Annotated in this window: 22 protein-coding genes; 16 read left to right on the top strand and 6 right to left on the bottom strand. The window is 53.5% G+C overall.

What is annotated here, in order from left to right; translation table 11 throughout:
* Positions 1 to 59: 59 nt before the first annotated feature.
* Positions 60 to 392 (top strand): hypothetical protein, encoded by a 333-nt coding sequence (locus QQ91_RS15575; RefSeq protein WP_201277478.1) that lies wholly within the window; start codon positions 60 to 62, stop codon positions 390 to 392.
* A 55-nt stretch (positions 393 to 447) separates the two neighbouring features.
* On the opposite strand, the gene QQ91_RS15570 is transcribed toward QQ91_RS15575, so the two are convergent.
* On the bottom strand, positions 448 to 588 hold the full coding sequence (locus tag QQ91_RS15570) for a hypothetical protein (RefSeq protein ID WP_166283060.1): 141 nt from the start codon (positions 586 to 588) through the stop codon (positions 448 to 450).
* Positions 589 to 802: 214 nt separating this feature from the next.
* Between QQ91_RS15570 and QQ91_RS15565 the strand changes: the two genes are divergently transcribed.
* From QQ91_RS15565 to QQ91_RS15555, 3 genes are all read left to right on the top strand, one after another.
* Positions 803 to 1,216 (top strand): gamma-glutamylcyclotransferase family protein, encoded by a 414-nt coding sequence (locus QQ91_RS15565; protein ID WP_166283058.1) that lies wholly within the window; start codon positions 803 to 805, stop codon positions 1,214 to 1,216.
* Positions 1,217 to 1,363: 147 nt separating this feature from the next.
* A complete protein-coding gene (gene rpsF / locus QQ91_RS15560; protein ID WP_166283056.1) occupies positions 1,364 to 1,678 on the top strand; it encodes a 30S ribosomal protein S6 in 315 nt (104 codons plus the stop codon).
* 97 nt (positions 1,679 to 1,775) lie between these two features.
* Positions 1,776 to 2,699 (top strand): ATP adenylyltransferase family protein, encoded by a 924-nt coding sequence (locus QQ91_RS15555; RefSeq protein WP_166283054.1) that lies wholly within the window; start codon positions 1,776 to 1,778, stop codon positions 2,697 to 2,699.
* Positions 2,700 to 2,702: 3 nt separating this feature from the next.
* Here QQ91_RS15555 and crtH read toward each other — a convergent pair whose 3' ends face one another.
* Positions 2,703 to 4,262, bottom strand: coding sequence for a carotenoid isomerase (gene crtH, locus QQ91_RS15550; RefSeq protein WP_166283052.1), 1,560 nt, complete (start codon positions 4,260 to 4,262; stop codon positions 2,703 to 2,705).
* A 379-nt stretch (positions 4,263 to 4,641) separates the two neighbouring features.
* Between crtH and upp the strand changes: the two genes are divergently transcribed.
* The 3 genes from upp (at position 4,642) to QQ91_RS15535 (ending at position 6,124) form a co-directional block, all read left to right on the top strand.
* Positions 4,642 to 5,298 (top strand): uracil phosphoribosyltransferase, encoded by a 657-nt coding sequence (upp, locus tag QQ91_RS15545; RefSeq protein WP_166283050.1) that lies wholly within the window; start codon positions 4,642 to 4,644, stop codon positions 5,296 to 5,298.
* 117 nt (positions 5,299 to 5,415) lie between these two features.
* A complete protein-coding gene (locus tag QQ91_RS15540) occupies positions 5,416 to 5,730 on the top strand; it encodes a ssl2009 family thylakoid membrane protein (protein ID WP_166283048.1) in 315 nt (104 codons plus the stop codon).
* Positions 5,731 to 5,839: 109 nt separating this feature from the next.
* Positions 5,840 to 6,124 carry a YggT family protein gene (locus QQ91_RS15535; RefSeq protein ID WP_166283046.1) on the top strand — a complete coding sequence of 95 codons (285 nt, stop codon included), beginning with the start codon at positions 5,840 to 5,842 and terminating at the stop codon, positions 6,122 to 6,124.
* A gap of 9 nt (positions 6,125 to 6,133) precedes the next feature.
* Here the strand turns inward: QQ91_RS15535 and QQ91_RS15530 are convergent, their stop codons facing one another.
* Positions 6,134 to 6,634 carry a hypothetical protein gene (locus tag QQ91_RS15530; RefSeq protein ID WP_201277477.1) on the bottom strand — a complete coding sequence of 167 codons (501 nt, stop codon included), beginning with the start codon at positions 6,632 to 6,634 and terminating at the stop codon, positions 6,134 to 6,136.
* A gap of 144 nt (positions 6,635 to 6,778) precedes the next feature.
* On the opposite strand from QQ91_RS15530, the gene QQ91_RS15525 reads away from it, so the two are divergent.
* From QQ91_RS15525 to QQ91_RS15505, 5 genes are all read left to right on the top strand, one after another.
* A complete protein-coding gene (locus QQ91_RS15525) occupies positions 6,779 to 7,930 on the top strand; it encodes a phosphoserine transaminase (RefSeq protein WP_166283026.1) in 1,152 nt (383 codons plus the stop codon).
* 316 nt (positions 7,931 to 8,246) lie between these two features.
* A complete protein-coding gene (gene pyrG / locus QQ91_RS15520) occupies positions 8,247 to 9,932 on the top strand; it encodes a CTP synthase (RefSeq protein ID WP_166283024.1) in 1,686 nt (561 codons plus the stop codon).
* Between the two features lie 649 nt (positions 9,933 to 10,581).
* Complete coding sequence (locus QQ91_RS15515; protein WP_166283022.1) at positions 10,582 to 10,776, top strand: NblA/ycf18 family protein; 195 nt, start codon at positions 10,582 to 10,584, stop codon at positions 10,774 to 10,776.
* A gap of 53 nt (positions 10,777 to 10,829) precedes the next feature.
* Positions 10,830 to 11,030: a hypothetical protein gene (locus tag QQ91_RS15510; protein ID WP_166283020.1), complete on the top strand. Its 201-nt coding sequence runs from the start codon at positions 10,830 to 10,832 to the stop codon at positions 11,028 to 11,030.
* Positions 11,031 to 11,853: 823 nt separating this feature from the next.
* Entirely contained in the window at positions 11,854 to 12,396 is a 543-nt protein-coding gene (locus tag QQ91_RS15505; RefSeq protein WP_166283018.1) for a flavodoxin domain-containing protein, read from the top strand.
* Positions 12,397 to 12,573: 177 nt separating this feature from the next.
* Here QQ91_RS15505 and QQ91_RS15500 read toward each other — a convergent pair whose 3' ends face one another.
* A complete protein-coding gene (locus QQ91_RS15500; RefSeq protein WP_166283016.1) occupies positions 12,574 to 12,747 on the bottom strand; it encodes a DUF8622 domain-containing protein in 174 nt (57 codons plus the stop codon).
* Between the two features lie 78 nt (positions 12,748 to 12,825).
* Here QQ91_RS15500 and stpA point away from each other — a divergent pair, with 78 nt between their 5' ends.
* The 4 genes from stpA (at position 12,826) to QQ91_RS15480 (ending at position 16,403) form a co-directional block, all read left to right on the top strand.
* Positions 12,826 to 14,103, top strand: coding sequence for a glucosylglycerol 3-phosphatase (gene stpA, locus QQ91_RS15495; protein WP_166283014.1), 1,278 nt, complete (start codon positions 12,826 to 12,828; stop codon positions 14,101 to 14,103).
* Between the two features lie 273 nt (positions 14,104 to 14,376).
* Positions 14,377 to 14,763, top strand: a complete 387-nt coding sequence (locus QQ91_RS15490) for a YeeE/YedE family protein (protein WP_250833376.1) — start codon at positions 14,377 to 14,379, stop codon at positions 14,761 to 14,763.
* A gap of 63 nt (positions 14,764 to 14,826) precedes the next feature.
* The gene (locus QQ91_RS15485; protein ID WP_166283012.1) at positions 14,827 to 15,240 is read left to right on the top strand and encodes a DUF6691 family protein; all 414 of its coding nucleotides are present in this window, start codon (positions 14,827 to 14,829) and stop codon (positions 15,238 to 15,240) included.
* A gap of 128 nt (positions 15,241 to 15,368) precedes the next feature.
* The gene (locus QQ91_RS15480; RefSeq protein WP_250833375.1) at positions 15,369 to 16,403 is read left to right on the top strand and encodes an MliC family protein; all 1,035 of its coding nucleotides are present in this window, start codon (positions 15,369 to 15,371) and stop codon (positions 16,401 to 16,403) included.
* A 92-nt stretch (positions 16,404 to 16,495) separates the two neighbouring features.
* Here the strand turns inward: QQ91_RS15480 and QQ91_RS15475 are convergent, their stop codons facing one another.
* Positions 16,496 to 17,989, bottom strand: coding sequence for a phytoene desaturase family protein (locus QQ91_RS15475; protein WP_166283010.1), 1,494 nt, complete (start codon positions 17,987 to 17,989; stop codon positions 16,496 to 16,498).
* Between the two features lie 24 nt (positions 17,990 to 18,013).
* Entirely contained in the window at positions 18,014 to 19,972 is a 1,959-nt protein-coding gene (locus tag QQ91_RS15470; protein ID WP_166283008.1) for an IS1096 element passenger TnpR family protein, read from the bottom strand.
* Between the last annotated feature and the right edge of the window lie 430 nt (positions 19,973 to 20,402).

The following is a 20,402-nucleotide window of genomic DNA, read 5'->3' as shown; positions in this document are numbered from 1 at the left end:
ATTTGGGACGTTGGTTCGTCACCATTCCCTACCAAACAGCTTAATTGTGGGCTACTTTATTGATTGGAAGTCCCTTAAGGGGGCACGTTCAAGAGAACCAATTCAAGGGGGAAGCCCTGGCCATTGCCTGGGGCGGAAATCCTTGGGATGAAATTCCGACTGCTGAATTTACCTGGGATCAGCAAGGACACCTCAAATTAGATCAGGGAAAAGTGGTGATTTCCAAGCGAGAGCGCGATACCGTGATCGACTGGATTTTATTTAGCCAGGCCAGCTTGGATGTCTCTGCGTTTTATCCCTACGCCCAGGCGCGTATGACCCAACCAGAACAACTCTGTGATTGGCCAAAACTGCCCGCGTCAAACCATGAAAAAGCTGCGATCGCTCTATGAAATCGCAGCTCAAGAGAAAAGCATCTCACGTTAGACAATTGCCGAAGGCGGAAGCTTAGGGGCGAGATCGTCTGAGCACACCCTTCACATTTAGACCCTGGTCTCTCAGGGTTTGCAGCCAGGCATCGGCATCATCCAGCTTGTTGCCGTAGAACTCAATCACAATTTGATCATTGCTGACAACTCGAATGGTCATTCCAGTAAAGTCCTCGAAACTTGATTCAGATCGATTATGGTTCAGGGATCACTAGGGTCCATTCAGTTGCGACAAAACCATAGATTCTGTAATTTTCCGCAATCTTTAGATGCAGTTTGCAACCTTTTGACTGGCAATGACCTGGCCCGTTAACCTCGACAGTGACGTTAGGAGAAGATCGGTCACAAAATAATCACACAATAACGCACACACGATGGAAACTCTACAGCTATTTGTGTACGGCACCCTACAGCCGGGTCACCAAAACTATGATCATTACTGTCGTCATTGCATCCTGGCTTATCAGCCTGCCCAGGTCAAGGGGCAGCTCTACCACTTACCCCAGGGATATCCCGGTATGATTGCTGGGGATCAATGGATCCAAGGCTATCTGCTCACTGTCCCCGAGGATCCACAGTGGCTCATCGCCCTGGATGCCCTGGAAGACTATCGTCCCGGTGCCGCTCACAACCTGTACGAGCGGGTTTGCCTAGAGGTGTTTGATCTTGGGGAGGAACCCCTCGGCTTGGCCTGGGCCTACCAGATGGCGGCTGAAACGGTGCAAAGGCTTCAGGGAGAGATCATTCCCTCGGGACGATGGTATGACACGCGCTCCAAATTAGGGTAAATTAGTAGGCTGTGCCTCTCTCTCGTTAAGAGAAAGGGAGGCTGCTCTGTCCGCGGGCAGAGCCTAGTCAAGTTTAGAGCCTGCGATCGCATCGCACTCTCCTTGCGTTATTCACGTTGCAACGCCAATTGTCCAAAAGGAGTTCTGATGGCCACTGCCTACGAAACAATGTACATTCTGCGCCCGGATCTGTCCGAAGAGCAGGTTGATCAATCCATCACCAAGTATCAAGATTTACTCAAGGAGCATGGGGCGGAGATTCTTGAAACTCAGCACCGTGGGAAGCGTCGTCTCGCCTACGAGATTCAAAAGCTACGAGATGGTATCTATGTGCAAATGAATTACAACGGCACCGGTGAGGGCGTTAAAGCGATGGAGCGAGCCATGCGCATTAGTGATGAGGTGGTTCGCTACCTCACCGTCAAGCAAGAGGCGGTGAAGGAAGCCGTGGCTGCGGAGTAATTCCAAGGGCTTCCTTGGCCATTGCTTTTACACCCCAAATCTAATACCCGAGGCTTGGGGTGTTTGATGGTGATCTTTGGTTTGCACTTCCCTGCCCATGCCTTTCTCCTCTCCTCCGGGCTCACTCTGGCCCAAGCTCCGAGCACGGTCGCAGCAGGCCCTTGCCAGTGAGGCTCTGCAGCCCATTTCAACCTATCCTGAATGGGTGGAGCAAGATGGGTTCACCTTCTTGGTTCGTGTGGTTGAGAATCTGCAGCGCAAAGATCAGGTTCAAAAAAAGCGACTGGCCCACGATCCCACCTTTAACCCCTTCTTGCCCTACGAGCCAGCGATGTTTGTGGCCGATATTTCGCCCACCCATCTGGTCTTGCTAAATAAATTCAAGGTGATGGATCACCATTTCCTAATTGTCACTCGGGAGTTTGTGGCCCAGGAAACCTGGTTGACCGCCCAGGACTTTGCGGCACTGGCCTGGGCGCTGGCGGAAGTGGATGGCTTAGGCTTTTATAATAGCGACGCCATAGCCGGTGCAAGTCAGCGCCATAAGCACCTGCAAGTGGTGCCCAAGCCCCTGGCCCCTGGCGGCCCTTCCATTCCCCTGGAACCTGTCATTGCGGCGGCGATCGCGGCCCACGAATCTCAGGCGCAGCTTCCCTTTAGCCATGGCTTGTCCGGGTTGCCCCCCCCTGCTGTTGGCACAGATGCTGATCAGAATCAGGATGTACTTTCCCTAGACGCCTTTTCCCAAGAACTCTATGCCCGCTACGGGCAGCTCATGCAGCGCTTAAACCTGGGGCATCCCGAAACCGATGATCGGTCCCTTGGCTCCTATAACCTGCTGGTGACCCGTCAGTGGATGATGGTGGTGCCGCGATCGCAGGAAGGGTATACAGGCCTCTCCATCAATGCCCTGGGCTTTGCCGGGGCGCTGCTGGTGCGCAATCGCGACCAGCTTCAACAGTTGCAGCAGCAGCGCATTGCTCACATCCTGGCCACTGTGACGACCGGAAATCTACCCTAGAAGTTATCTCAACCCCAGATCCGTCGCCACGCGATGGGCGCAGGCAAAGCCAGAAAACGCCACAGCGTTTAGCCCCTGTCCAGGGAAGGTGCTATCCCCCACTACATACAGCCCCGGTACCGCCGTCCGATTAAAGGGCATTCCCAGTAATCCTCGCAATTGCCGTGCCGGAATGGGACCATAGGTGCCATCTTGACGCCCCAAAAAGCGGCGATGGGTTCGCGGAGTTCCCACCTCTTGGTGCTCAATAGCAGGAGTCAGACCCGGTAGAATTCGCTCCAGACGCTGCACCAGGGCGCGGGCCATCACGAACTTTTTTCGTTTGTAGGCGGTGGGTGCCAGCCCCTGCCATTCGCTGATCCAACTGGGGGTGAAGGCATGGATAATCTGACGCCCCGATGGCGCAAGATGGGGATCAAGTTGGGTGGGAATTGAGACAAAGACAGTTCCGCCAGGCCTCTCCATTTCTGTCCAATCCTCCAAGAGAATGTGATGGCAGGTCATCTCCGCTGGCACCACCTCCGCCTGAACTCCCAGGTGTAAACTGAGGAAACTGGGGGAAGCTCGGTAGCGCTGTTGCCAACGCTGTTCCTGGGCAGGCAGGACTGAGAGGAGATCGCCAAAGGTTTGCCAACGAGTGCAGTTTGAAATAATCCGTCGGGCGTAAAAGGCTCGATTATCCGACAGTCTGACGCCCACGGCTCGTCCTTGCTGGGTCAAGACTTCAGTGACACGGGCGCGATAGTGAATCTGTCCGCCATGCTGCTGTAGTCCTTTAACGAGGGCTTCCGCAATTTTGGCAACCCCGCCCTTGGGATAATTCACGCCGCCGTAGTGCCGATCAGAGAACACCATCCCTGCATTAATCATGGGGGTATGGGAGGCTGGCATGACCGACCAGCTATAGCATTCCATGTCGATAAATCTCAGCAGCCGGGGATCGCGAATATGCTGACGCGCCACCTCTCCAACGTTAACCGGCAGGTAGCGAGCGAGCCGCAGGCAGGCTTGGGGATGTTGGAGGAAGGATCGGGCGACGTAGCGCATCTCCTCTAGGGAGCGTAGGTCAATGGTATTCAAGGCCCGGAAGATTCGCCAGCAGGTTCCGTAGAAGCGTCGAATTCCGGCCTGCTCCTGGGGAAAACGCTGGTCTAGTTCTTGCAAAAAATTCTCATAGTTGCGGGGAACCGAAATGTCCAGATCAGGAAGATGATAGCTGACCTGGACCGGGTCAGGAATCGTTTCCAGGGACTGTCCCACAGCTGCCAAGGCTCGGGTCAAGAGGTTCGTGGTCCCTTGCTGACCAAAGCCAAAAATCATCGAGGCACCGACATCAAATTGGTAGCCACTCCGGGCAAAGCCGCCCGCACTGCCTCCGGGGATCAAATAGCGCTCGAGCACCAAAACCCTGGCGCCCCGGGCCACCAGTTGGGTCGCGGCCACCAGGCCGCCAATGCCAGCGCCAATCACGATGACATCATAGTCGACATTACAGTCGACATTACAGTCCGAGGCCTCTCCCTGAGGCGTCTGCGATCGCTGAGTCGCGTCAAGTAGAGACATGAGTTTTCTCTCGAAGATCACCGCTTCTATCATCGGTCTTAAACCGGTTTCGGGGCAATGGCTTCGGGGGAGATCTCCGGTACTCCGAATCCCTCCGCTTATTTTGGCAACGCTGGAGGTCTCAAAAAAAAGAGTCAGAGGCATGATGCCCCTGACCCGGAAAGCCGATTCTTTAGAGAGGAGAAATAATAAATTTCTGCTTGAGTGCAAGAGATTTATTGATTAGCACTATAAACTTATTGAAAATAATTGTCAATATTTTTGATCCAAGAGAGTTTTCTAGCGTCGTGAATGAGGCGGTTGAGAGGCTGCTGGCCAACTGCAGGTCTCTTTCAGGGAGAGCGTATGATGGGTGAGAGTTTCATTTTTAGCTGGCAATATGGCATCGCAACTCCGAATTTATGTTCCGCCCCACCCGCTGATTAAACACTGGCTAGGTATTGCTCGGAACCAGGCCACACCTGGGGTGCTGTTTCGGACGGCGATGAAAGAGCTAGGGCGATGGCTGACCTATGAGGCGACGCGAGAATGGCTTCCTACCCAGGATCTGGTCATTGAGACTCCCCTAGCGCCCATTTCGGCCACCTTTATTGATCCCCAGCTCCCCTGGGCGGTGGTGCCCATTTTGCGCGCAGGCTTGACCCTGGTTGAGGGAATCCAGGAGGTAATTCCCAACGCTGCAACCTATCACTATGGTTTGGTGCGTGATGAAGAAACCCTCCAGCCCACTTGCTATCTCAACAAGCTTCCACCCACCTTTGCCCCCGAGACGCGCATTGTAATCAGCGAGCCGATGCTGGCGACGGGGGGATCAATTCTGCACCTCCTCGATGACCTGGTGCAGCGCCAGGTAGACCCTGCCTTTATCCGCATTATTGCAATTGTGGCTGCGCCACCGGCCTTGCAGAAGATTGGCACCCAATACCCGGATCTCCAGATTTACACCGCCACCATTGATGAACAGGTGAACGATCGCGGATTTATTGTTCCAGGGCTTGGGGACGCTGGCGATCGCGCCTTTGGCACCCAGGACTAACCGGGGGCGCATTCTCTAGCAATCATAAGGATAAAGGCTGGCGAGTCAGCGCGTAGAATAGAAAGAAATCTAAACGACAAAACCATTCAAAGCAGAAGACCAAGGGCAGGTGACGGTATGGCTAATCAAGGCGATCGTTTTTTAGGGGGCTTTATTGCGGGAAGCATTTTTGGGGGAATTGTGGGAGGTCTGGTTGGATCCTACCTGGCCACTCGACTCGAGGATCAATCCGATGCAGAGGAAGATGCTCCCGAAGGGTCGATTGAGGGAACCCTGCGCGGTGCTCGTCGCCTGCTGCGCCGCAGCAGCGACCTGAGCATCGAAGATGCTCGCCAAGGTTTAGAAGAGAAAATCGCTGAATTGAACGATGCCATTGATGCGGCTCGCGAGCAGCTCAGCCACGTGAACGGCATATCTGAGGATCATCAATAGCATCCCGGATCAGCCTAGACGCTTTCCCGCCGCCGCTGGATAAATTCAACTACACTAATAGTCAACGAATCGTTGTCAATGAATCATCAGGTTTAGAGTTGTTAGGCATATGGAATACAGTCCCCTGCAATCCGCTGGGTCAATTTTAATCCGAGGGGTTGCGCAATTTATTCAAATTTACCTGATCCTGCTGTTTATTCGGGTGCTGCTGTCCTGGTTTCCCAATATTGACTGGAGTAAAGCCCCGTTCTCTATCTTAAGCCAGCTCACGGATCCCTACTTGAATCTATTTCGATCCCTGATTCCGCCCCTGGGTGGCATTGACTTTTCGCCGATTTTGGCGTTTTTGGCCTTGCAACTTTTGGTGCAGTTGCTCCCTGCGGTTCCCTTCTAAGGCAGGGCCTTACTCCAGTGTATCCTCGGAAAACTCGTCAAATTCTGCTTCGTCAATGTTTCCAAACTGACCCACGCTTCCGGCAAAACCGCTAGCCTTGAAGTTTTCCAGACGCAGGGGTGGGCGCATTTTATCTGGAACGCTAATGCGCAGTTCAAACGCACTCTCGCCCAGGGGAACATAGGGAATCGATCCTAAGCGATTGCGGTTTTGCATCACCGGATTGTTGTCAGCATCGAAAATGCGGCCAAAAATGTCAGCATCGACCACGGGCCGGGCTGAGGCATTGACTGCTGTGCCTGTGACGATAAAGCAGTTAGCCGGGTTCATCGATCCTGGCGTCACAATCCCCTGAGAAAGAGACTCCGAGCATTCATGGTAGGACAAGTCCTTCAGTGCAATGGGGGTGAGCGCTTGAGCACTGGGACTCAAGACCGTCCCCCATACCATTAGGAAAAGGCCAATTAGCAGCACGCGGCTCAACTGCCGCCAACGTTGCATCAGTTTCATAGAAGATCTACCCGCTGGACACCTTATTCATTCTATTGTCTGTGCTTTCTGATTTCTTCTCTTTGCGGATGATCCAAAATAGGGCAGAGTAGATAAGGATCAGAATTAAGTAGCCGCCTCCGCATTCCACCCCTTGAAGCCTCAATGACGAAACCCTTAATCCGTCCGGCCTGCCCTAACTTTTCCTCTGGCCCCTGCGCTAAGCGACCCGGTTGGACTGTTTCTGCCCTGCAGGATGCACTCGTGGGGCGATCGCACCGGTCCAAGCCTGGCAAAGCCAAGCTGAAGGCCGTGATTGATCAAAGCAAATCGATTTTGGGCATTCCTGAGGATTATTACTGCGGCATTGTCCCCGCCTCCGACACCGGTGCCATTGAATTGGCTCTCTGGTCGCTACTGGGAGCGCGCGGGGTGGATATGCTGGCCTGGGAGAGTTTTGGCCGCGCCTGGGTGACGGACGTTCAAAAGCACCTAAAGCTCTCCGACTGTCGTCCCTATCTGGCTGACTACGGGCATTTGCCGGATGTTTCCCAGGTGGACTTTAGCCGAGACGTGGTGCTCACCTGGAATGGCACCACAGCCGGGGTCAAAGTGCCGAACGGTGACTGGATTCCTGACGATCGCGAGGGTTTGGTGATTGCGGATGCTACGTCTGCGGTCTTTGCCATGGAAATGCCCTGGTCTAAGTTGGATGGGGTAACCTGGTCCTGGCAAAAGGTCATGGGAGGCGAAGCTGCCCACGGCATGATTGTTCTGAGTCCGAGAGCGGTGGAGCGCCTGGAAACCTACACGCCCGCCTGGCCCTTGCCCAAGATTTTCCGACTGGTGAAAAAGGGAAAGCTGGACAGCGCTATTTTTGAAGGGGCCACCATTAACACCCCCTCAATGCTTGCGGTAGAGGACGCCTTAGATGGTTTACGTTGGGCCGAAGGCATTGGCGGTCTCCCTGGGCTCATCGCCCGCTCCCAAGCCAATCTAACGGCGATCGCCGCCTGGGTAGATCGCACGGACTGGGTTGACTTTCTGGCAGTGGATCCCGCTACCCGCTCTAACACCTCCATCTGTCTTAAAATTGTTGATCCCTGGTATCAGGACCTTCCCGCTGACGACCAGGCCCAGAAGGCCAAACAGATCGTAACGCTCCTGGATCAAGAAGGGGTGGCCTACGACATCGGTGCCTATCGAGACGCCCCACCGGGTTTACGAATTTGGGGAGGAGCAACGGTGGAAACCTCGGATATAGAAGCTCTCCTGCCCTGGCTAGACTGGGCCTTTGCAGTGGTTAAAGCAGCGTAGGGGGAAAGGGCGAACCACTGAGGGAACTTTTTTTTCGGACCTGATAAGACAAACGCCGTTGGGTTCGAAAATAGGCTAGCCTTAATTTGACGATTGGGTTTATATTTGAAACGTTTTTGCTCAAGGCCGTAGCCGATCCAGCAAGGAGCCCGCGATGGCCCAGCGAACCCCTGAATACACTTTGTATATAGGGCCTGAGTTGATAAAGTTTAAGTTGATAAAGTTTGCATAAAACGTGCTGTCCTGGGGGAGAGGTTGTCCTGCCGTTTCTCTTGGGCAGCCTGTGTCGGTTGGTAGGGCCAGTAGGCTAAAGGTTATGACTAAATTTGTCTTCGTTACCGGCGGTGTGGTTTCAAGCATTGGGAAAGGCATTGTGGCCGCCAGCCTGGGACGATTACTCAAGTCACGGGATTATTCCGTTTCAATTTTGAAGCTCGATCCCTACATCAATGTTGATCCCGGCACCATGAGTCCGTTTCAGCATGGAGAGGTTTTTGTCACCGATGACGGGGCTGAAACAGACCTGGATCTAGGCCATTACGAGCGCTTTACGGATACCTCAATGTCGCGCTTGAATAGCGTCACCACCGGATCTATCTATCAGGCTGTGTTGAATAAGGAGCGACGAGGAGACTACCAGGGCGGAACCGTCCAGGTGATCCCCCATATCACCAACGAAATTAAAGAACGGATTTTGCGCGTTGCCCAGGATACTAACCCCGATGTCTTGCTCATTGAGATTGGCGGAACGGTTGGCGACATTGAGTCTCTGCCGTTCCTGGAGGCCATCCGACAATTTCGTAAGGATGTGGGCCGTCAAAATTTAATCTACACCCACGTCACGCTCTTACCCTGGATTCCCTCCGCCGGAGAGATGAAAACCAAACCTACCCAGCATTCCGTGAAGGAACTGCGCTCAATTGGGATTCAGCCAGATATCCTGGTTTGTCGATGCGATCGCCCCTTGCCCAGCGGAATTAAGTCAAAAATTGCTGAGTTCTGCGACGTATCTGAGGAATGCGTCATTAAAGCTCAAGATGCTAGCAGCATCTACGAAGTTCCTCTGATTCTAGAGCAGGAAGGTTTAGCAGAACAGGTTCTCTCCCTGCTCAATCTAGAGCAGCGTCAGCCTGACCTCAACCAGTGGCAAGAACTGGTAAATCAGTTGCACAACTCCACCCAAGAAGTTGAAATCGCCTTGGTGGGCAAGTATGTCAGCCTTAGTGATGCCTATCTGTCCGTTGTTGAAGCCCTCAATCATGCCTCCCTCGCTAGTAGCGTTAAGCTCAAGCTGCGTTGGGTAGATGCTGAAGATATTGAACGGCAGGGTGCCCGCACTCACCTGGAAGGAGCCGCAGGCATTGTGGTTCCTGGCGGATTTGGCACCCGTGGAGTGGATGGCAAGATTGCCGCCATTGAATATGCCAGAGTCCAAAAAATTCCCTTTTTGGGTCTGTGCCTGGGGATGCAATGCTCGGTCATTGAGTGGGCGCGAAATGTTGCTAAACTGCCCGATGCCCATAGCTCTGAATTTAAGACAGATTCCCGCAATCCCATTATTAACTTGCTGCCTGAGCAACAGGATGTGGTGGACTTAGGGGGAACCATGCGGCTCGGTCTTTATCCCTGTCGCTTGACCACGGGTACCAAGGCCTTTGATTTGTATAAAGAAACGGTGATTTACGAGCGACATCGTCATCGCTACGAGTTCAATAATGCCTACCGCAGTTTGCTGCTGGAATCAGGTTACGTGATCAGTGGTACCTCTCCCGATGGTCGCCTGGTGGAGATGATTGAGCTGCCATCCCATCCCTTCTTTCTCGCCACCCAGTTTCATCCGGAATTTCGCTCCCGACCGAATATTTCTCATCCGGTCTTTAAGGGCTTTATTGCCGCGGCAAAGGCGCTCCTTAGTCCCGCTACGCCCGAGGAGTCCCATGCTCCTGTCGGAGGATCCTTACCAGAACTTGAGGGAGAAACCCCCATCGCCACCCAGGGCTAGAGGTCTAGGAGTTTCTTGATCCGGCTTGGTTAGGCGCTTGGTTAAGCGGGGTCCGCGCGCCAAGGCCGAGGAGGAGGCTCACCACCATGGCAACTGTGATCAAAGGGGTTGCCAGAACAAACAGCAGGCTCAGCATCAATAGAAGTCCCGATATCCCACTCAAAAAAGAATTCAGACCCTCCTCCTGCATCTCGGAGGGGGCCGGGTTGGGGGAGAGGCGGGACTGAGGGGTGGAATGGGTGGACTCTGACCCCGGTGACCGTTCAGACCCAGTTAGGGCAGCTGGTTGAGGCAGGTTCATTGCAGTAAAAAACAACAAAGGCGAATGCTGCTATTTTGTCAATTCTTTTTTTCTGCCGCTAGGGGTTAAATCCCGTTAGAAACAACTCTTTGCACCCTCGATACAATTGAAGCGATCTCTTCATCGACCGGTGCTTGATCCCCCCAAGCCGTCACCAGGCCTTGGGCGATCGCTCTATCTAAAGTGGTAGAAACCCCTGCTAAGGAATCAGTATTATTGCTTATCGCCAATTGGACGGGATTTTAGTATAACTATACATATCTTAATAAATATTTGCATTGACCGTTTAGAGCAAGGCGTCTGCTTTGCAATGATCTTTCCGGTCCTGTTGACAAAGAGGAAACTGCTATGAACCCTAATGCTGATTTGCCCTTAGAACAGCAATTTAAGGTCAAAGTATTTGCGGATCAGATTCAAAACTTGTCTAAGGAAGAAGTTCAAGAGTTGGTGGTCGATCTTTACCAGAACTCCCTGGTTCAAGAGCGTCTTTTTAAGCAAATGATGGGTGAATATCTTGGTTTAAGCCAGTCTATGGCGGCTTAGGGCTCTGAGGTTCTACCCACGCCCTGTTCACCTTATTCCCAGGAGAAGCAACCATGTCAGATTCCGCGTTAAATCGTTCCACAGGGTCACACCCCTTTGGGCAAGGATATGCAGCAATTTTCTTTGTTCTGGGGATGCCTCATGTCTACGGCAAACTGCAGGCAAGGCAGACTTCAACCGTACAGCCATCAACTCCAGTCAAAGCTTCTCTGGTGCGGGCAGTGGCTCGATGGATCTACCGACTGCTGATGTAGCGCTGCAGTTAACCAAAACTCTCGAAAACTTTTTTGGGGCAAAGCTGCCATGGGTTCCCTGGCTACCCGTGCAGGCAATCCCATAAGCGTATGATGAAGGAGTCCTTGGCTACTGACCATAGATGTCAAGATAGCGAAGGACTCCTTGATCCCCCCGGATCATTGCCATCATGACAATGGCAATCTTTGAAAACTTTTAATGTTGAGCCAGTGGATGTGAACCTGTTCAGCCTTACTGATCTGTGTTCGACCGTCATGACCGGTAAAGTTCCTCTGGTCATGATATGGGTCAGGATCAGCTCATGACTGGGCTCCAATGGTGCTGAGCGTTGGCATTCTCCGTGAGATGCCCCAGCTAGATGCTCCTACAAGAGAGAGCATGGAAGCAAACGATTAAAATCAAATTAAAATAGGCTGAGCCAAAAGCCTCACTCACACCCTGAGAACAGCCTGAAATATTAAACACTTTAGTTTGTATCTACTATCCTACAAGGAATTTCCAGAAAAAAGAGCCCTAAGGAGACAACTTCCGGCAAAGAAATTCCCTCGAATCTTTGAACCTGTTATCTGGCAATCGCTTGGGGACAGATTGCTGAAGTTTAAAAGCCGCTAAAAACTCTTTTAATCCGCCACGGAATTGTTACATTACTTTATACCCTGAGGAAGATTAGTTACTTTTACTTAGTCAGGAGAGGTGAATCCTCCGGAGTTGTTGTTTTCGACAGCAACTCCGGAGAAAATACAGTGGAGGGTCATGGGGAAGGCTGGATGAGTCGACTGGGGCGGAATTGCAAGCATGCGTGCCGGAGCGGAGGGTTAAACCATGGGAACTGTTCTAATTCTGTATGCCACGCGGGAAGGTCAAACGGAAAAGATTGCTGTTCGCATTGGCGATCACCTCACCCAGGCTGGTGCAAGGGTACGGATTATCAACGCCAAGGATAAAGCTGTCACACAATCCTTAAATTTAGAGATCTTTGATTTGTTGGTATTCGGGGCTTCAATGCATGCAGGAGGGCTGGAGCCGGAACTGGTTGCCTTTGTTAACCGCCATAGCGCTGAAATTGAACTTAAAAATCGCTCATTTTTCCTGGTTCTCCTGAGCGCCGCGACCCAGGATCCAGTCTTGAAAGCAGAATGGTTGAAGGACGCCTGCACCAAAATGCGTCAACAGCTCCAGGTTTCTTTTCCGAAGGTGGAAATGATCGCCGGAGCTTTAATGTACTCTAAATATCCCCTCCCTCTCAAATGGCTGATGAAGCAAATTGCACAGCAAGCCGGAGAAGGCACGGATCTGTCTCAGGACTATGAATACACCGACTGGCAGCAGGTTCAACAATACGCCCAGGCCCTGATCAAGGCTTAACTGAAACGGCAGGCTCTCCATCACTAGCGCCAATCAGATGAGAACGACGAGGCTTGGTATGTTCCTTAGCCCCTCACTAATGGGTGTCGCAGCCCCAAGACCCTTCACTTGAGGACTGCTAGATTCCTCAACAGAGGTCTCACAGAGGCTCCCCATAGATGCCCCCCAAGAGCTCTCTTAGGATTTTGCTTTCCAGGTTCCGCCATAGCGATAATCTGGATTGTTCGGGGCGATCTGTTTCCAGCAGGATGCACAAACGAGTTGCCAGGGAGCATGGGAGTTAGATTGGATTCGATAGCGCAGGGTGACACAGTGGCCGCAGGTGTCACAGGGTTTGCCGTGGAATGCCATCGGAGTGCAGGAAGACAGTACAGTGAACTATGGGCGATCGCCTATTGTCCATTATGGCGTTTTTTGTAGATCCTCTCCATGTCACCTTCGACTTCCCTTCCCCAGCAGCGGCTTTCTTTAGATCACGAGGCCCTGGTTCATTGCTGGGGACAGACAGAGAATTTGCTGATTATTCAGGATTTAGATGGTGTCTGTATGCCGCTGGTCAAGGATCCACTACAGCGCCAGGTCGATCCCCGCTACTTGGCTGCGGTTCCGCAGTTTGAGGCTCACTTTTTTGTCTTGACCAATGGAGAACACATTGGATCACGGGGCATGAACCGCATTGTGGAGCGATCCCTGGCCCGTTCAGATTTGGCTCAGGCGCAGGGGTTATACCTGCCGGGGCTGGCAGCCGGTGGAGTGCAGTGGCAAACGCGTTATGCTCAGGTATCTCACCCTGGTGTGAGTCCTGAAATTATGGCGTTTTTGGATCAGGTGCCGGCCAAAATCGAGGCGCGGCTGCGGAGCTTTTTTGATCAGTCACGAAGCGATATCGCGCCAGCTCAGCTTGAGGCCTGTATTCAAGCCGCGATTTTAGATAATAAGGTTTCGCCAACGGCCAATCTAAATGTTTTCCATGCAGCCCTGGGCGATCGCCTGGAGATCTACCGATCCCTGCAAGAGCAGATGGGAGATCTCATGGCGGATCTGCTTCAACAGGCGGCGAACCAGGGATTAGCAGAGACATTTTTTGTCCACTATGCGCCTAATTTGGGTTTGGGATCTGACGGCAACGAAATGATGCAGCTTGCGGATGGATCCACCTCTGGGACGACGGATTTTCAGTTCATGCTCAGGGGCGCGCGCAAGGAAGTGGGCGTACTGTTTTTACTCAATCAATATTATGCCTGGCAAACTGGAGACTATCCTCTAGGATCGGATTTCCATGTTCTGGATGCGCCCCAGGATCCAGGAGAGATTTTACAGATGATTCAGGCCCATTTTCCAGGCCATTCCATGCCGCTGATGGTTGGGGTTGGCGATACCGTGACCAGTCAGGTGCATCGGGAGGGAGATCAGCGACAGGTGCGCAGAGGCGGCAGCGATCGCGGTTTTCTGCAGCTCATTCAGGATATCGGTAGGGCCTATGGAACCGGAAATTTCACAGTCTATGTTGACAGTAGCGGGGGGGAGGTAAAAAATCGTAAACCTCTGAAACTTTCAGCGGCAGGGGATGCTGTGCTGGAGGGGCCGACCGACCCCCAGGATACGCAAGATCCACTCACCCTCAATGTGGCGATTCCCGGAGGACATCAGCAGTACGTCCAGATCTTTCAATCTGCAGCGCAGCTGCGACAGAAACATTCTGACTAGAGGACTCATACTAGATCCTTTCCGGTAAAGACTGCCCCAGTTGTCACGCCAAAAGGCCATCCCTATACTAGAAGCGAGCCTTGCCATGGTCCCAGGGTTGCGGTCCAACGCACAAGCGGTTTCAGCATAGGACATTTCAGTATTAGGACAAGGTCCCCCCCCTCTAGATTCCGTTGATCCTGGGAGTCGATCCTCGTCTGGGGGGCCGGGAGATCCGCGAGTGAAGCAATTATGATGGTTGAATTTAACGCAATTTCGGGTTTTGGAGGCGGTATGCTGATTGGGGCAAGCGCGACGCTGCTGCTGTTGGGCAATGGTCGAATTGCGGGCATCAGCGGTATGCTCAATGGGGCAATCTCGTTTGCGAAGACAGAGCGCTGGCGATGGATCTTTTTGCTGGGGCTGGTGCTGGGGGCTGCCCTGTACGAATACGGGATTGCGTCCAGCCCCACGCCAGTTTCGACCTTTTCACCCTGGTCCATGATCCTGGGTGGGTTTTGGGTAGGTTTTGGCACCCGCATGGGAAATGGCTGCACCAGTGGCCACGGGGTCTGTGGATTGGGTCGTCTTTCAGGTCGCTCCCTTGCGGCGGTGATGACGTTTCTGGTGGTGGCCATGGCCACTGTGCTGGTGCTGCGTCTGTTGGGACTCCGTTCGTAGGAGGAAGTCAGGAATTGTGGGGTCAGGAATTGTGAGGTCAGGAATTGTGGGGTCAGGAATTTCATGAAACAGCAAATCGTAGCCCTGTTGTCTGGACTGCTGTTTGGGTTTGGTTTGGGTCTATCGCAGATGATGGATCGCGATCGCGTGTTGGGCTTTTTAGATGTCACTGGAAATTGGGATCCGACCTTGCTGTTTGTATTGGGTGGTGCAGTGTCCGTGACCGTGATTGCCTTTCGATTTGTGCTGCGGCGATCGCAGCCGCTATTTGCCCCCCGCTTTGTTCTCCCGACCCGGCAGACCATTGACCTCAAGCTGCTGGGGGGGGCTGCCCTGTTTGGGGTTGGCTGGGGAATTGCGGGCTACTGTCCGGGGCCGGGAATTACCGCGTTGGTGCTGGGGGTTTGGAATCCCGTAATTTTCCTGGCGGCTTTAATTGCCGGGTCTTTGGCCTATCAATGGATATCAGATCGCTAGGATGACGCCGCCATTGAGATGCATGGGGAGTGGAATCATGGCCTGCATGGAGGAAAAGGGCCTTGGCTGTCCACTTGGCTGTCCACGGTTTGGAGGTAGGGGCGGTATGGATTTGGAAATTCTCATAATTGTCCTATCGTCGAGGTGTTGAAGATTTAGTGAAGGTATTGGTGATGACCTGTTCTTCAAGGCTTTGGCGCGTGCTGGGGGGAGTCCCGATGTTGATCTTGATCGGCTGCGGCAACGGCGTCAGCCCTGGATCGCGTCAGAACGCCTCACCCTTGTCCACTGCTGAGGCGGAGGCCACACCGGACTTGGAGACGGATCTGCGCACCCTTTACAACTGTGAGAGCGGCGCAACGATCTGGGCCTCTTACCCAAATCAGGATACGGCGATCGTGGAATACCAAGGAGAAACGCTGCAGCTCACTCGTGCGGTGTCTGGGAGTGGTGCCCGCTATGTGAACCCGCAGTGGGTCTGGTGGACGAAGGGAACCGGGGCGGGAGCCTCAGGGACGCTGGCGCGCCACAGGGGAGAAGAGCAGCCTGAAGATCCCCTGGAGCGTTGTGCGGAAGGGGCTAAGGAGAGTCGCCAGCCGCCGGTGCCCCGAGGCGCGGAAACACTGGCTTCCCGAAGTCTGGACAGTCGCCTCATCAATCCGGTGGAGTCGGTTGGTCCCATCACCCGAGGGACCTCGGAACAGGACTTGATTGATTGGTTCGGAGTTGAGAATGTCACCTCTGTGCAGCTGGAAGTGGGGGAAGGGCAGCGCGTGTCCGGTACCCGCCTCTTTGCCGGTCGCCTGGATGAGCTAGAGATTGAATGGAAAGGGGATCGGCGATCGCCCAAGCGGATGACCATCAGAACTCCCGGTTCCAGCTGGCGGACCCACTCTGGACTCAAGATCCGCGATAGCTTAGAGGATGTCACCTTAACCAATGGCAGGCCTTTCAATCTCACCGGCCTTGGCTGGGACTATCCGGGGCGCACCCTGGGATGGAATGGGGGAACACTGCCCCCAGAACTGCAGTTGGAGTTTCGTGCGACTCAACAAATTCCGGCCCAGCAGATGCTGATGGGGGAAGGCCCCTACAGTTCCTCCCATCCATCCTTTCAAAACATGGGTCTGGTGATCGAGACGATCTATATCCGCTGGGATTGATTTTCGCTGGGAGTCACTCTGCTTGCCTCGACTGATCGCGCCGCTATGCCTTGATAGGCCTCTGTTTTTAGCCTTAAATCTTAGGCCAAATCTTAGGCCGCGCCCCTGAGATCTTGGCTGACAAACTTCGCAGCGTTCTTGGAGGATTCCAGAATGGTCATCAGCCCGCTGCCGGGATGGACAGCGCCACCCACCCAATAAAGCCGATCCAGTTGCCGAGATCGAATTGGCGGGCGAAATGGTCCCATCTGGAGCCAGGTATGACTGAGATTAAAGACCGCTCCCAGGTAAACGGAGTAGTCCTCTTGCCAGGTCTGGGCCGTATGGCAGGCTTCAGTGGTAATGTGATCGGCAAGATTCAGAAACCCTAACTCTGGGAGACGGTCAAGGATAAAGTCTCGGTAGCTTTGCTGATGGTCTGGCCAGTTCACCCCGTATCCCGTGTGGGGGATGGGCACCAGGACATACAGCGTGGAGTGACCCGGGGGAGCATTGGACCCATCGGTGGGAGTGGGGTTGCACACATAAAATGGTGGGTCTATGGGATCGAGAGCGGAGTCATCTACATAGGGGCGATGGCGCCGCCGCACATGCTCGGAGAGATAAATTTGGTGATGGGGTAGATCGTAGCAGCGGTCTAGTCCTAAATAGAGCATGAAGGTGGAGCAGGAAAATTGCCGGTTTGCAAAATAGGCGCGGGTATATTTGCCGCGATGGGCGGGCGGAATTAAGGATTGCATTGCCTGGGCAAAATCTCCATTGACCACAACGGCATCGGCGCAGAGGCGTTCTCCGCTGCCAAGGCGAATTCCGGTTGCTCGCCCCTGCTGAATTGTGAGTTCCTGGACGGGGCAGCGGAGATGAATTTTGCCCCCCAATTCCTGAATTGCCTGGGCTAGAGCTTGGGCTAGGGCGCGAAATCCTCCCTGAGGATGCCAGACGCCATGGACCATTTCCAGGTAGGGTATCAGGCTAAAGACGCTGGCGCTACGGGTGGGGTGCATTCCCAGGTATTTGGCCGGGTAGCTCAGGGCATATACCAGGCGATCGTCCTGGAAATTTCGCCAAAAGTGTTGATACAGCGTTTCCCAGGGCCGAAAGCTGAGTACCGCTGCGAGCTCGTCCAGACGCGCGTAACCCAGGAGCGATCGCGCCGGTTGGCTCAGGTAGGGTTCATACCCCGCTTGATTCATCCGTTCTGCCTCGGTTAGCCAGCGATCGAGGGCTTGGGGCAGGTCGGGGCGAAACTGGGCAAGCTGCTGCTTGAGCTGCTTGCGATCCGTGGTGAGATCTAGCTGGGTCCCGTCCCAAAATTTAAGGCGAGTATAGGGATCTAGGCGCGTGAATTGAAGGTAGTCCTGACGCTGAAGGCCCGCACTGGCAAACAAATCATCATAGAGCTGCGGCATTTGCAGAATTGTGGGTCCGGTGTCGAAGTGATAATGGCCCTGGACCAGCCCACGCATCCGCCCCCCTGCCCGATCGGCAGCTTCAAAGATTTCAACCTGGTGGCCCTGGCCCAACAGCCGCAGGGCGATCGCCAAGCCGCCAGGTCCGGCTCCTACGACAATAACTTTTTTCCTCATGGACCTACGCTTCCTCTATCCCTGTTAGGCATACTGATCGGGAGCCTTCCCGTGGGATTCTAAAAGGTAACCGCGGATTTTTGGGGGCTTGGTTTTTTTCCCTGTTTTATTTTTGGGCTCTGGGGCCGGCGGCTTGACTTGCTCCAGGGTGACCTTAAAGCGCCAAGCGTCACCAAAGTCGAACAGGTATTCCATGGAATCACCTTCCTGCAAAGGGATGTCGCCAATCAACACCTCTTCTGTGGTAGGCTCATCCTCCGCAAAGGGATGCATCACTTCAATGGTGCGGCCCCACTCATCTTGGTACGTAAACTGATCCAGGTGATCCGCATCAAAGCCAACGGAGTTTAGAATGAGCTGGCTGAGGTCTGCCAGGGTTGCCTCGGCACTGATCGCAATCCGCCGCCATATTTGGTCTAGGGACACCTTGTAGATATATTCTCCGGGGCGAAATGAACGCCGGGGCAGCGTCAGCACCTGTTTCCACTGCGGGAAGTAGGGCGTGATCCTGGGCTGAAGCTCATGAAATGCCAGCGTGTCATCTATTTCCGACACCCAGGTCCCGCTCTGCTGGACGTATATCTGTCTTAAAAGATTGAACATTGCCCGTCCAAAGGGTAAGGGATCGGTGCGCCGAATTCGCCATCCCTTCCCTGGGGTTGGCTTTGCGGTGGTAATTTTCAGAAACCCAAACATCTCCATCAGCGCGATGTTGTAGAGTCCGGGCCAGTAGTCAAGTGTTGTCTGTTCGCGGTAGTTGGCGTAGCGTTTGGCGGATTTCCCCAGGACATCTTCCCATGCTTTCAGGGTGCGATCGCCTGCCGTTAGGGGAGTTTGTCGTTCGTCTGCCAGGAACTCCAGACGCCCCTGAATGATCCACGCTTCTAGGAGCGTGAAGTACTGTTCCGTTGGGTTGAGCTGTTGCCAGGCGGCATGAACCTCAGGATTGATCTGGAGTTTGGGCTTCCTTCCTGGATCCACCACCTGCACCAGCCGCGAGGCCCGCAGCAAAAGATAGAGACCGTGAATATTGGGATAGGATTTTTGAGAGGGACGGCTCAGCCCAATGTCTACGGGCTGGCTCAACTGCTGATTGAGCGTAGCTAAAGACTTGCCACCCAATTGCCAACGTTGTTTGCTGACCGCAATTCCAGCGGGTCCTACGAAGGCCAAGGCCGTCTCAAAGTCCTGTAGGATAGGACCGGGTGAGGTGGCAGAGATGGACTGGGTTTTCAGACACTGGATCGTTTCCTCCGAGAGGATCCCCCCTTCCTCTGCAAGGTTTCCTCTCAACAGGGCGCGAATCGGATTCGGGATGACCGGGGGGTGAGCCGAGGGATCGACGCCTTCACCAGAGGTTGGGAGATTTATTCCTATTAAATCTATAAACCTCTGCGTTTCAGGGGGCGGAGAAACCGTGGGAATCTTGGGGTTGGGCAGTGGGCCTTGATTCTCTTGCTGGCGCTGATTGTAAACCTGCTGAAATTCCTGGAGGCCAGCTTCTGAGGTCATATCAAACTCTGACTGCATACCGTCCATGAGAAAGTTTTTGGCGATTCCGCCCCGGCTAGGATCGCTCATCCAGGCCTTAAATTGGCTAGAAATCGACTGTAAATAGTCTGCGATCGCCCCGGCGCTTCGCAGTTGATAGTCTTCCTTCAGGAAAGTCCAAAAGGCAACGAGTTCGGGAATGGCGCTATCGGCCTCATCTGGATCAAGCAGGATTAATTTCCGGGGCAGAATATATTCCATCACCTGCTGGACGTCTCCTTTCGTCATTTTTGGAAGCGTCATTTCACCATAAAGGAAGGCAAATTCAATGAAGGTGCCGATCCAGAATCCGCCCTTGGGATGCTGTTGACAGTAGGCTTGGCTAACCTGAGAAGCGACAAAGTGATCTAGGGCACCTTGAATATATTCATCCAGTTTGGGCTCAGCCTCATCGTAGGAAAGCTCAGAAAGGAGGTGAATATCAAAAGCCATGGCTCTGAGTTAGACGGGTGCGGTGCGAGACTACCTAATTTTACGCCAGTTTTTGAAGATGCATCTGTCTCCCAATGGGGTGGGCAAATGGACTTATTCCCTCATCTCAGGTGTATTTTTTCGGATACTCCCTCCCGCGAGCATTGAGGGGCGAGGCAATGAGCTGGTTTTGTTGCCAAAGGGTCTCGATGGCATCACCAGAGTTTTAACCAGATCATTCTGCTGAGCTATTGGGTTTGGACCACTGCTCAATGGGTCGTGTACAAGGCATTGAAGGGATTGGACAACGAGTATGTCATGAATTTGCGCAAGTAGTGACCCCTATTTTCTGGTTGCGGGAGAACATCAAGAACCGTTAAAGTCTGTTTTCTCTCTAGACAAAAAGGTCATCCGCAGTGACTACGGATGACCAGGCTGTTTGAGGAGTTAA

The organism is Lyngbya confervoides BDU141951, from assembly GCF_000817775.3.
Taxonomy (GTDB): domain Bacteria; phylum Cyanobacteriota; class Cyanobacteriia; order Thermosynechococcales; family Thermosynechococcaceae; genus Lyngbya; species Lyngbya confervoides.
Note: the sequence above shows the minus strand (reverse complement) of the source record. Positions and strands in the feature narration are given on the sequence as shown.